Here is a 13194-nt window from a genome sequence, read left to right on the forward strand (position 1 = left end):
TTCATTCTGTAACCAGAAAAAGGAGCAAACTTCCATCTTCTTTTACGCAAACAGCCGAAACGTACTGCGCAGCATCCAATAAAGAACAGACTGCCACAGCCCAGGGGCTCCAACCCGCTGAGAAAACCAGCTTTGTATCAACGAATGCTATCTCGGAAAGATGGGTGTGGGAAACTGGTATGGGCGGAGGAAGCGTAGAGCAGAGCTGAGTATTTACTTACCTTTCCGGAGTGTTTTTTGGCGGATAGTATTCGACTGGCTCCCATCGGATACTAAGCGGGTACTGAACCGAGAAATGCATCAGGATTTCTCGGTGAATACCCGCGTGCCGCCAAAAAGCGCTTCGGAAAGGTTAGAAAATACCAGTTCTGCGGCCAGCTGACGGAGCCCATGCCAGTTTCCCACACCCATCTTTCCGTACACTACCTACATCTACAAAGCGTCTTAATCAGCTAAAACCCAATATACTAAACCTAAAGGGAGTCTCAATTTCAAGTAATGACTCATAAGAAGTTTTGAATAGTGAGCCATAAGCCACCTATAAACTGTTCATTGTAGTACTAGGATTACCATTTATATAAATATTATTACCGGCCGCTGCACAACCTGAAATAGCATGCAACACAAAGTATGAAATGTGTTACTTACTTTTCAGGAACGATTCTGGATAGATGGTGTGTTCAGCCACCGGATCCAGGTTGGATAAAACCGGATCAGTTAACATAATTCCTCTTTGTACGGCAAAGTGTCCGAACCGCTTTCTTATGGAATCTATGGAGCGTTCTAATTCTTCCTGTTTCTGTCTTTTTACTGCTTCGTCCAGAAAGGATAGTTGTTGGAATTCCTGAAGCATAAGATTGCAGGCTCTTACACCAAGGCTTCTTACCGGATTTACAGGTCGGTTTTTACAATATAATTCGTATGCTTTATCATAAATTTCCTGCGCTGTACACGTAGGAGAATGAAGCCGTCCCTGCCTTTCATAAGAAAATAAAGTATTATCCCGAATGCTGAGCTGCACGGTCCGGCAATAAAAATGGTCTGCCCGCATCCGTTCGGCTACACTTTCGGAGAGAATCATCAGAGTAATTTTAATTTCATCATCTGAAATAAGATCCCGGGGAGCGGTTGTACTGTTTCCTATGGTTTTTATAATGCGACGTGAACTGATATGTGCCACAGCGGATGTGTCATGACCATTTGCAAAATACCAGAGCATAATACCATTTTTCCCAAGAAGCTGCTCCAGAAAACGGACATCTGTTTGTGCAAGTTCTCCGATAGTGCGAATGCCGCATTTTAATAATTTCTGATAAGTTGCCCTGCCTACATATAAAAGGGAGTCAACCGGCAGATGCCAGATCTTTTCTTTAAAATCATGGCCGATGACGGTGGTTGCATCCGGCTTTTTCATATCACTTCCAAGTTTTGCAAATATTTTATTGTAAGAAACACCTACACTTGCTGTAATTCCAAGTTCAAATTTAACTCTCTCACGAATATGATCCGCAATTTGCTTGCCATCACCGAACAAAGAAGATGTGCCGGTTACATCCAGCCAGCATTCATCCAGACCAAAAGATTCTACCCGATCCGTATAATCCTGGTATATTTCGTGTGCCATCTGTGAAAACTCAATATAGCGGTCGTAATGGGGCGGTGTAAAAAGAATATCAGGGCATTTCTGTCTTGCCATCCAAAGAGGGTCTCCGGTCTGGATTCCATATTTTTTCGCTTCATTACTTTTTGCCAGAACAATCCCGTGACGTTCTCCCGGGTCACCAGCCACTGCCATGGGCTTTCCTCTGAGAGAAGGATTATACAGGGACTCTACGGAGGCGTAAAAGTTATTCATATCTGAGTGAAGAATTACGTGATCCAATGGGTGCACCTCCAAATATCGCATACGCATATTTTATAATGTTATTATGTATAAGCAGCGGGTGTATTTATACTGGAAATTCACATTTATTTCGCTGATTTTTCACATTATTTTCATTGATTAAATGATATACTATAAACCAAGTTGAGCAACGAGAGTGTAAGTCCAGACTTCTGTATGGATTTGCGCTCTTTTTGCTTTTATATATATATCATTATAAAATTGGAATTGAGAAAAAGGAGGTTTCAATGAGGAAATTTAGTAAATTTTTAACAGTGGTAATTGTGTTGTCCATGACAGCGTCACTTGTGGCGTGCAGGAATGGGAATGCAGAAAGCAGCACAGAACAGAACACGTCGGAGAATGCAAATAAGGATACGCAAGCAGGAGGTGAAACGCAAGCAGAAGGTGCAACACAAGCAGGAGGTGCAACACAAGCAGAAGGCACAACACAAGCAGAAGGTGCAACGCAAGCAGAAGGCACAACGCAAGCAGATGACACAGGAACAATGGATGCAGGGTCAGATGCTCCGGGTCAAAACGCTGTTTTATTGACGGAATACCAGCAGGACAATCAGAATCTTACTTTTTCGGACACTGCATGGAATTACGATGCCGAGAATGACGTGTATTGGCAGATTCAGGTGGGTTATTGTTCTATGCCCGCAGCATCTGAATATGAAACAATGGGAATATATGTTCCGGGTTCATATATGGATGGCAAAGAAAATGATGACGGTACTTATACATGCACAATCAATGCAGAGAAATCGGTAAATGGGTACACAGCCGGTACAGCGCCTATTGTATTTCCAATTAATACAGCAGGGTATTCGGCTCAAAAGGCACCTTCCGCATACAGCTATGAGGGATTAGCTGATTATCTGAAAGCCGGGTATATCTATGTCTATGCCGGGATGAGGGGAAGAAATAATGGCTATGATGATGCGGGGAATTTAAGTTATAGCGGTGGTGCACCCTGGGGGGTTACGGATTTGAAGGCGGCGATTCGCTATTACAGATATAATGCTGATTTGCTGCCGGGCGATACAGAACGCATTTTTACTTTTGGTATGTCCGGAGGAGGAGCTCAAAGTGCTGTTGCCGGGGCATCGGGAGACAGCGGGTTATATAATCCTTATCTAATGGAAATTGGGGCTGCAATGAAAGATCATGATGGAAATTATATTAGTGATGCAGTATGCGGTTCTATGTGCTGGTGTCCGATTACCAGTCTTGATTATGCGGATGAAGCCTATGAATGGAATCTGGGGCAGTATGCTTCGGAAGGAACCCGGGCAGATGGTACCTGGACGGCAGCCCTGTCGGATGATATGTCGGAGAAATATGCAGAATACATTAATCAACTTGGGCTTAAGGATGAAAATGGTAACGCTTTAACACTGGAAGAGAGTGAAACAGGAATTTATACAGCAGGAAGTTATTACAATTATCTGATATCGGTTGTGGAAACTTCCCTGAATAATTTTCTGAGTGATACTACTTTCCCGTATACAGCAACAGCCGGCTTCACAAGACCGGATGGGGGATTTGCTGGCGGTGACAGTCAGACACCATCTGATGGCAAAGGCACGGACGGACCGCCTGAAGGTTTTGACGGCAGTAATGAAAAAGGAGAACTTCCTGAGGGTATAACCGGTAAAGGGGTAGATGGTGAAAGACCGGAAAAAGGTACCATGCCTGAGATGGGGGCGGATTCTTCCGATAGTGGGGGAACAACTTATGAAACCGTGCAGGATTATATTGCGTCTTTAAATGAGGAAGAGGTATGGGTTACCTATGACCAGGCATCCAACACTGCCAAGATAACCAATATGGAAGCATTTGTAAAACACTGCAAAACAGCCAGTAAGGATGTGGGGGCTTTTGACGATCTCAACTGCAGTCAGGCAGAAAACATGCTGTTTGGAAATGACGAACAGGATGCCATGCATTTTGATTCTGTGATAGCGTCACTATTAGAAGAAAATCAGGAAAAATACGCGGAACTGAGTAATTGGGATACTTCCTACGTGGAATCTTATAATAATGCTTTATTATCTTTAGATGCACTGGGGAACAGTTCTTCTTATCGCCAGAATATGTATAATCCAATGTATTATCTCTGTGATTACTATGAAGGTTATGCCACATCCAAAGTAGCGCAAAACTGGAGAATTCACACGGGCATAGAGCAGGGAGATACCGCTTTAACAGTAGAGACAAACCTGGCTCTGGCGTTAGAGCAGTGCGAAGACGTGAAATCCGTAGAATTTGAAACCGTATGGAATCAGGCGCATACAACGGCAGAACGTACCGGTAACAGCACAACTAATTTTATTTCCTGGGTGGATCAGTGTGTAAAATAAAAGATTGCAGAACTGGTATTTTTTAACCTTCCCAAAGCATCTTAGCGGCTGGGGCATTCACAGAGAAATCCTGATACATTTCTCTGTGAATGCCCCATTCTCTATCCGCACGCTACCGATCGATCTACCAAGCTTCCCATAATCAGCTAAACCTGAATTTAAGATGAAATGGTACGATCTAGAAATTCCCCCGAAAAACAATCTGCTGATTAATCTTTTTTATTTCCTCAATTAGTTTTGTTTTATCTTTGACAGAACACATAATTTCACTTCTTCTGCCTTTTATTACAATACGGTCTAAAGATGCCGCACTTGATGCAATCGGATTATGTGTTTGATATACTTCCAGAATTTCATTAACCTTTATCGACTCTTTTCCGAAGCCAAAATACAATGTGATGGATTCGTCATTCAGCAAAACATAGTTTCTTACAATAATAGGTATAAATACAAGGTTCAATATTACTCCGCCAATCACTAATGCAATAATATTGTCCCTCTTAAATATAAGATCATACAGTATCATTGCATTAGCAAGAATTTCTAAAGCCCAAAACCAAACTGCTATTTTACCTTTAAATTTCATATATTTCAACATCCTTTCACAGGCTGATTTACATCGTTGTTGAATGCCTGCAGCACCTAACTGAATGTTCGTTTAAAATTGTATTTTCATTTTTTTAGTATTCGCTTCAAGTAGGTAACATCCAGCAAATTCACTGTCTCGAAATTTCCTTTATAAAACACACCCCAGTTATTAAAAACACAAGGCAGCTCCTTTGCTTTTTGCAGTGTATCCACTTTAATTAAAGATACAGGAACGTCATTCAATTCACAATACTGTTTTATTAACTCAATTTTTTGATATACAAAGGGACATTGCATGTCATAATAAATGGTTAGCTCTTTGCTTTCAATTTCTTGTTTTTTAACGTTTGGTGCGAACCTTGGTGTGGTACCGTCAAAAGAAAGAGCAAGCAATTCATATCCATCATCGGTAGTATCAACAACCTCAAAGCCGAATTTCTTCGCGAATGCCTGGTTGGAAAGCCAGGACTTTTGTTTTTTTGCTCCAAGCATACATATGCCGGATTTACCCTTTTCTTTGGCATCAGCCAAACAATATTCCATCAGAGATTTCCCATATCCTTTTCCTTTGTGACTGCCAGAAACCCATAAACAATACAGATAATAATAGTTATCACCGGTTATGGGAACCCAAGCTGTTTCAAGGGGGGCATATTCAATAAAAACAGTTGCTTTTTCATTTAACTTTCTAAATACATGACCTTCATTAAGCCGGTCTGAGAGCCATTGCCTCTTTGCGTCAATACCTTGATGGGGCTTCTTACTGCGGATAATGCAGCATAAATGCTGATTGACAAGGTTTTCTGGTGTTAAGTTTATAAAGTCAGCACACATATTTTACTTTTCCTCTCTTGCAAATTCTAATTTACTTCATAATATCATATGGTGTAATGTAATGTCTATTTATTATTGATTTGGCAGATGAAAATAAGATGAAAATTAAATTAATATTTATCTTGACATAAGCACTATCTCATGTTATTATGAAATAGTATTTTGAATGAGATCTGGATTTCACATATTTTTGTAAGTCATTATTTCTTAATTTAATGATTTACAAAAATGTGTGATTTTTTTATTTTAATGAAAAGTATAATAAAATATTAGGAGGTATCTTTCATGAATAAAGGTACAGTAAAATGGTTTAACTCACAAAAAGGATTTGGTTTTATCACAAACGATGAAGGAGGAGAAGATATATTTGTACATTTCTCCGGAATTGCAACAGATGGTTTCAAATCTTTAGAAGACGGACAGGCTGTAACATTTGATATTACTGCTGGAAACCGTGGCGCACAGGCTGTTAACGTTTGTGTAGCATAAGTTTAAATTAAAAATTAAAAAGAGTGTTGCAGAATGATGAAATTCTTGTCATTTGCAACACTTTTTTTGTTTTGAAAATGGAATCTTTATTCCACTGTAATAACCAAGGTTTCCTTATCCAGTCCGTCTGCGCTAACCGTTATTTTTATTTCGCCCGGATCAAAGCCGGACCGAATGGCAGCCAGCAGGCGTCCGTCATAGGTATTCCATGCTGTTGTATAATAATGATTGCTGGTATGAGGATCAGCGCTGCCGAATCCCTGCAGAGTACCTGCACCGTCAACAGATATATGAATTACAGTTTCTGACTGCAGATTGAATATACCGTTTTCGTCCTGAAGCCCGATTGTAACGTATGCCAGATCATTTCCATTAGCGGTTAAGACAGGCTGGTCAGATGAAAGGGATATTTTTACAGGTGTTTTTGCGGTTTGCAGGATATCCCGTCCTGATTCCATTCCGTTTTGATAGCTGACAGCCATAAGTGTTCCTGGCTCATAGGTAATTTCATAAGAAGCGATGAACCCGGCTGCCTTTCCGGCTGGTTTTCTGCCCAGGGAAATATCATTCAGGAACAATTCCACTTCTTCGCTGGAAGAGAAAATATCTACCACAGCAGGTTTCCCTTCGTACCCATCCCAGGTCCAGCTGGCAATGTTATCTTTGTGCATCCAGGTGGTTTTCCCCGGGGTTTTGCCATAATGGTTCACTCTTTCTACGGCAAGGTAGGGTGCTGTTCTTAATCCGAACACTATTTCACGCAGATAGCTAATAGGTCTGCGGTATCCGGTAATATCTATGTCTCCGATATATGCGATACTGTCCGGATAATTGTGATCCTGGAAACCGTTGATGCCATTATAGTAGAAAATACCGATTCCGGCTTCTCCCAGATAGTCATATCCTGTCCAGGTAAAGTCACCGATGACATGGGAATTGCGTTCCACGATATCCCAAAGTCTGACGATTTCGGAAGGATAGGTCTCAGTACCGAGAACCAGCCGGTTGGGATGCAGCTGGGCCTCCAGCTCATGGCGCCCGGTTATGTAATTAAATCCGGCGATGTCCAGACCACCGCTAAACCCTTCCAGGAGATCTGTCAAGGTAGAACTGGCATCTATATAATCTTTAGCCGGACCTTCCATCAGGCTGGCAAAAGCGTTCATAACGGAAATGCCTCCTTCCCCGGCACCCGATGTCTGTTCTAAAATGTGTTCCATACCGGTAGCCTTAACGGCTTCTTCCAGCAGCGGCTGCATGTCACTTCGCAGTGCCAGAAAGCTGTTAGCGGCATTGGTGGTGTAGCGGGCAGAATCCAGGGATTTTATTCTTTCCACAATTCTGCGGTTCATTTCAGCGCCGCGTTTGGTTCCCACCTCGGGTATTTCATTTCCGGTACAATACATGATAACTGAGGGGTGGTTGTAATCCTTCGCTACCATACGCTCCACTTCATCTTCCCAGAAATCCTCAAAATAGTTTCCAAAATCATGCGGATTTTTACGGATATGCCACATATCTGACAGTTCATCCATTACTAACATGCCAAGTTTGTCACAGGCTTTCAGCATAGCTTTGCTCATTGCATGATGGGAGCTTCTCAGACAGTTAAAACCGGCTTCTTTCATCTGGCGGCAGCGGCGTTCCTCTGCCTTTTCCAGAGTAACGGCTCCAATAATTCCGTTGTCATGATGGATACAGGCACCCCGGAGTTTCACCTCTTTACCATTTATACGCAGGCCATGACGGGAGTCTAACTGCAATTTACGGATACCCAAAGTGCTGACAGCTTCATCCAGTATGGTATCCCCTTCTTTTAATCTGGTTCTGCAGGTATAGAGATAAGGAGAGTCACAGTCCCACAAATGAGGCTCCCAGACCGGAATCCGCTGCAGTGTCTGTATATTTTTATGCGGATATGCAGTGACTGCAGTTTCCTCGGAATTCACTATTGTTCCTTCTGCATCCAGAATTTCTGTAATCTGGATTAAATCGTGTGTACGAAGTGTTTCATTGCAGAATTTTGTTTTAATACACAGGACGGCGGTATCCTGATCAATTTCCGGGATATCGATCTGCAGACCATTTACCGGGATATAAAGTTTTTCACTGACATAGATATTTACATTTCGGTAAATGCCGCTGCCGGAATACCATCTGGTATTGCCTTCACTGCTGTTGTCTGCAGCCACTTCGATTTTATTCTCATGGCCGGGGATAAGGAAGCCGTCAGCCTGAATGGTAAACTGGGAATACCCGGAATGATGGCTTCCGGCAAAATCACCATTGATATATACCAGCGCACTGGGATAAACTCCTTCGAACTCCAGTACAATATTTTTATCCATCCAGTCATTGGGGACAAAGAACATTTTAGTATAGAGATATGATTTACCCGGATAGTATCCGGTCTGTTTCCCGTTTTTGGTGTCAGGGGTTTTTTGTTCCAGAATCATTGCGTCGTGGGGAAGGGTTACCGGTGTACCTAAATCCAGTTCCGTTGAAAACAGGTTTGAAAATGGCTGGTTGAATCCTACTTTGATATTCCATCCAGCGTTAAATGATTGTGATAGCATAAAGAATCTCCTCTCATAATAGCTGCCGTGTTCTGTCTTTAAAATAGACATTTATATCTGTATATGTTATATTCTATATAAAAAGATGGAAAATACAAGGTCAAAAACCGTACTGATTCTGATATTTGTATCATATACCGATTTACAAATCGATATATATATACTGATATACATATACTGATTTACATGCACTGATTTAAATGAACTGATTTACATGCAGCAATTTCCATGTGCGGTTCTCAAAATAAAGCAGATGATTTTGATAAATATTTATATATCCCAAACGGCAGATACGTTTTTTGAATCAGAAAAGGAGCAAAAATGGAGTCAATAAATCCCTATGCAAAAGCCAGAAATAAAATCGTTGCCATAAATGAATCCGGAAGGGAGGAGTCACAATTTTATCTGCTTCAGATGCCGTTTGGGCTGACTTATGAGTGCTGCAGGATGTCTGAAGAGAAAAAGCGGATGAAATTAGTGGATCTTGCATTTGGAAAGCATGCTGATATTGAAGTAGACTTGAGTGACTATGATGAGCTGGAGCCCAGCAAAAGCCCTATGCATCAGCATAATTACTTTGAGTTTATGTATGTTCTAAAGGGAGAAGTCTGCCAGCATATTGAAAAAGCAAGCTATCAGTATCAGGCGGGATATGGATGTCTGCTTAACTGCAGCACGCGCCATAATGAAGAGTTTTCCACCGATTTTGAAGCTGTATTTCTGTGCATGTCTCCGGAATTTATAGAGGATATTATGAAGAAATGCGGCAGAAAACTCTATCGGGAGGGGGAAAAGAAGGAATCCGTCCTGTTTCATTTTTTTGATGACTGCAGCAGGGAAACAAAAAATTATAAAAAAAATTATATAGATCTTGCCCCTGTGAGAAGCGATGCTATGTCTTCTGTGCACGAACAGATTTTACATTATTTTGATCAGGCGGCAGTAGAGCTTCTTAATACGAAAACAGGCAGCCTCTTTTTTATACAGGGTATCCTATGCTCGTTATTTGAACTTTTCGAAGACGGGGAAAAATTCAGGATGAGCCATATTCGTTTGGATTCAGGAAAAGAAGATCATCTGTTTGTGCGTCTGACGCAGTATTTAGAGCAGGAGCACCGTGCGGTAAGCAGAAAAGATATATCCTTAGCTTTCAATTACCATCCCGATTATCTGAATCGTATTGTAAAAAAGTATACCGGCATGACCCTTGGGGAATACAGTCAGTCCTTCGCATTAAAAGAGGCACAGAGAATGCTGGCGGAAGAAGGCAGGACGGTTACTTATGTAATGCAGGAACTGGGATTTACCAATCGCAATTATTTCTATCGTGTCTTTCAGCATAGGTATAAAATTTCACCGGGTGAGATGAGAAAAAATGGGCCTGACACGCCGGGTTTCAGCTGATCAGGTCTTTTACACGGTCACGATATTGCGTTACCGTACAGCTGAAATATTTTTTGAAGCTGACGGAGAAATACTGGCTGTTTTTATAGCCCACCCGTTCGGCAATTTCATAATTCTTTAACTGGGTAGTACGGATAAATGCGCCTGCCCTTTCCATACGGATCTGGATCAGAAAATCGTAGAGATTGATACCGAATTTAGCTTTGAAAATACTGGTCAGGTAACAGTGATTAATGTTAAAATGACTGGCGATCATGATCAGGCTCAGTTCGGAGTTTCCATAGTTATGTTCGATGTATTTTTTTATGTTTAAGAGCAGACTGTCTGCTTCTGAGTTCAGGCTTTGCTGGGCGGTCTGGTAAGACTGGTAGAAATCATTCAGGTTATGCATGGTGGTACCATAGTGAAAAACAGCCTTAGTGTGAAAGACAGAATCCAGATAAAGGTTCACAAAGGATTCCAGTTCCCTAAGATATTCCTCAAAACGGGATCTGGCATTGCTGTCGCTGTTGGTATAAACCATGAAGATTTCCATAGTATCCATGCAGAAGAAAAAACTGCCCTTATATTTTGAGGTGAGCATATTGCAAAGATCCTGGATCCGGGTGCCAATATAATCCAGGGGCTGATCCTGCCCATAGGGAAAGTCTATAAAACCCACAACGCCCAGCCCCTGATTTAAATTAATATCAAAGGCTTTAAATACGGAATCATCCATTTCCTGAAAATTTTCCCTCATCAGTTTGGAGATATAATGTCGTTTTATCAGAGGATATTTTTCCTGGAGGATAAGATCAATATTTTTTTCTTTTTCCAGCTGGGACTGGGCTTTTTTGATTATAGAAAGCAGCTGCCCGGTATCAACCGGTTTGGTTAAATAATCAACCGCGTTTAGTTTAAGTGCCTGCTGTGCATATTCAAATTCTTTATATCCGGAGAGAAAAATAAATTTAAGATCCGGGTAATAATCCTTTGCGATCATCGCCATTTCAATGCCGTCCATAACCGGCATCTTTATGTCTGAGATAATAATGTCCGGCTTATGATCCTTCATATACTCCAATGCATCTATGCCGTCTCTGGCAGAGTAAATAAGTTCCATACCATTCTGTGCCCAATGAATCCTGTTTTCGATATTACGGCGGGCAATGGCGTCATCATCCACAAATAGTATTTTCGTCATTTATACATTCCTCTTTTCTATAAGGTATTTTGATTGTTACTGCAGTTCCTTTATCTAATTCACTTTGAATGGAAAGTCCGTAACCTTTTCCGTAGGTAAGGCGGATACGGTCATGGACATTTTTCACGCCGTAAATTTTTACTGACTGATCCTTAAACGTACAGGCGGGGGCATTCAGAGAGGTTCTGATTTCCTCTAACACATTTTCTGCCATTCCCCCACCGTCATCTTCAATCCGGATATAGATATCATTTTGTTCACGGCTGACTGTGATCCGGATATGCCCATCGGTACGGTAAGGGCGAAGACCATGATAAAGGGCATTTTCAACAATGGGTTGAAGCGTTATCTTAATGATAGTGCAGTCCATAAGCTCCCGGGGAATAGTAAATTCGTAGTGGAAATCTTCGAATCTGGTTTTCAAAATACCCAGATACATATCCGTATGAGTTAATTCCTCATTCAGGCGGATGATATCCCGCCCCTTGCTCACACCGATCCGATAGTACATGGCGAGGCTGTCAATCATCTGTCCTGCTTTTTCTGTTTCTCCCAGCTCACATAATTGTTTCATGGCATCCAGTGCATTGTACATAAAATGAGGGTTTATTTGAGAGTGAAGTGCCTGAAGCTGAGTAATCTGTTTTGCCTGCATTTCTGTCTGAAGCGAATCCATCAGCACCTGGATACGGGATAAGAGATTGTTGATTCCCTGGCTGATACGCAGCATTTCTTTGCTCCCGCTTCCCTGAATGGGAATTGCCAGGGTGCTTGCCTGTATGTGGTCAATCTGTTCTAATAGGTTTACAACTGGAAAAGAAAGCATCTGAGAAATCAGCAGGTATAAAATAGCGCATCCGGCGAGAACGATAACAGCCAGAATTGCCAGGGTGTTGGAAAAATCCCGATAGTCCAGAAACATCTCATCCATTGGTATGATTGCCAAAACACCTGCACCTTCCAGACTCAGCGGCATGTAAACGGCATAATGACCGCTGAGTGCAAAAGAGAGGCTGTCAGCTTCGGGCTGCGCTGCAACTTTCTCTTTGATCTGTATCAATTCAGTTTCAGTCAGATTGTCCAGTGTATGATTTCCGAAGACTGCGGTATCCTGATAGACAAGCTTACCGTCCTGAAGGATGGTTACACTGCTGTTTTCTGTGAGCCGGCAGTTTTTAATCTGGTCCGTGAAAAGACGGTCATTGATTCCTATGAGAAAGAATCCCTTAAGATCAGTATCCGTACTGCCTAGCAGTTCAATAAGGCTGTAACCGGGAGCCTCATCCTGAGCATTTACAGCGTAAGGATAATCATTTCTGGAAGTGAGCCAGTTCAGCTGAAAAGGAGCACACCGATTATAATAATCTGAAAATTGAAAAGAGGGCTGCATTACGCAGTTAATCTTATTGGAGAGATACAAATTTACAGAGTTATCAGTAAAATATACCCCAATCGAGTCAATCAGAGTAGGATTATGTTCCAGAAAGCTGCGCAGGCTTTTGGAGAATTCCAGGTATTTTTCAGGAGTGACCGGTGCCTTATTATTTCCAATATTATCATGGATTTTATAAAATGTATGGGAAGAAGTCAATGAGTTCGAAAGATAATATACATTTTCCAGGCTGTCATTTATGGAATCCCGCGTCTGTGCAACCAGCGTTCTGGTATTTTTATCCATCATTTTAGAAAACCGGCTGGTACCAGTCTGATAGAAGACCATAAAGGTGATAGTTAGCAAAATCAGAAAGGGCAGGCAGAATATAATAATAACGAAGCGCAGGGAAAATCTGGAAAGCAGACGGTTCATATCAGGACCTCCGTTTTATCTGTTATAGTGGAACTTGTATTACTGAGAATTAAAATTTAGAT

The 13194-nt window shown here is 41.6% G+C and carries 11 protein-coding genes; 4 read left to right on the forward strand and 7 right to left on the reverse strand.

Annotated elements, in window-relative coordinates:
- A partial coding sequence (locus RHS_RS15320) for a hypothetical protein (protein WP_047833670.1) occupies positions 1–209 on the forward strand: 209 nt, incomplete at its 5' end.
- A 91-nt stretch (positions 210–300) separates the two neighbouring features.
- Here the strand turns inward: RHS_RS15320 and RHS_RS31120 are convergent.
- Together RHS_RS31120 and RHS_RS15325 are read right to left on the reverse strand one after the other, a co-directional pair.
- Positions 301–423, reverse strand: coding sequence for a hypothetical protein (locus RHS_RS31120; protein ID WP_255348045.1), 123 nt, complete (start codon positions 421–423; stop codon positions 301–303).
- Positions 424–640: 217 nt separating this feature from the next.
- Positions 641–1855 carry a DNA polymerase IV gene (locus RHS_RS15325; RefSeq protein WP_395022608.1) on the reverse strand — a complete coding sequence of 405 codons (1215 nt, stop codon included), beginning with the start codon at positions 1853–1855 and terminating at the stop codon, positions 641–643.
- Positions 1856–2130: 275 nt separating this feature from the next.
- On the opposite strand from RHS_RS15325, the gene RHS_RS15330 reads away from it, so the two are divergent.
- Positions 2131–4251 (forward strand): subtype A tannase, encoded by a 2121-nt coding sequence (locus RHS_RS15330; protein WP_395022533.1) that lies wholly within the window; start codon positions 2131–2133, stop codon positions 4249–4251.
- Positions 4252–4429: 178 nt separating this feature from the next.
- Here RHS_RS15330 and RHS_RS15335 read toward each other — a convergent pair whose 3' ends face one another.
- Both RHS_RS15335 and RHS_RS15340 read right to left on the reverse strand, forming a co-directional pair.
- Positions 4430–4837 carry a PH domain-containing protein gene (locus RHS_RS15335; protein ID WP_044293404.1) on the reverse strand — a complete coding sequence of 136 codons (408 nt, stop codon included), beginning with the start codon at positions 4835–4837 and terminating at the stop codon, positions 4430–4432.
- Positions 4838–4923: 86 nt separating this feature from the next.
- The gene (locus RHS_RS15340; RefSeq protein ID WP_047833672.1) at positions 4924–5673 is read right to left on the reverse strand and encodes a GNAT family N-acetyltransferase; all 750 of its coding nucleotides are present in this window, start codon (positions 5671–5673) and stop codon (positions 4924–4926) included.
- Positions 5674–5958: 285 nt separating this feature from the next.
- Here RHS_RS15340 and RHS_RS15345 point away from each other — a divergent pair, with 285 nt between their 5' ends.
- Positions 5959–6162: a cold-shock protein gene (locus RHS_RS15345; protein WP_027292085.1), complete on the forward strand. Its 204-nt coding sequence runs from the start codon at positions 5959–5961 to the stop codon at positions 6160–6162.
- 86 nt (positions 6163–6248) lie between these two features.
- Here the strand turns inward: RHS_RS15345 and RHS_RS15350 are convergent, their stop codons facing one another.
- Positions 6249–8738, reverse strand: coding sequence for a glycoside hydrolase family 2 (locus RHS_RS15350; RefSeq protein ID WP_047833673.1), 2490 nt, complete (start codon positions 8736–8738; stop codon positions 6249–6251).
- 321 nt (positions 8739–9059) lie between these two features.
- On the opposite strand from RHS_RS15350, the gene RHS_RS15355 reads away from it, so the two are divergent.
- On the forward strand, positions 9060–10142 hold the full coding sequence (locus tag RHS_RS15355) for a helix-turn-helix domain-containing protein (RefSeq protein ID WP_047833674.1): 1083 nt from the start codon (positions 9060–9062) through the stop codon (positions 10140–10142).
- On the opposite strand, the gene RHS_RS15360 is transcribed toward RHS_RS15355, so the two are convergent.
- Positions 10135–11325: a response regulator gene (locus RHS_RS15360; RefSeq protein WP_027292082.1), complete on the reverse strand. Its 1191-nt coding sequence runs from the start codon at positions 11323–11325 to the stop codon at positions 10135–10137. The genes RHS_RS15355 and RHS_RS15360 overlap by 8 nt on opposite strands.
- The gene (locus RHS_RS15365) at positions 11300–13132 is read right to left on the reverse strand and encodes a sensor histidine kinase (protein ID WP_047833675.1); all 1833 of its coding nucleotides are present in this window, start codon (positions 13130–13132) and stop codon (positions 11300–11302) included. The genes RHS_RS15360 and RHS_RS15365 overlap by 26 nt, the downstream gene beginning before the upstream one ends.
- Positions 13133–13194 lie beyond the last annotated feature (62 nt).

The organism is Robinsoniella sp. RHS, from assembly GCF_001029355.1.
GTDB lineage: Bacteria > Bacillota > Clostridia > Lachnospirales > Lachnospiraceae > Robinsoniella > Robinsoniella peoriensis.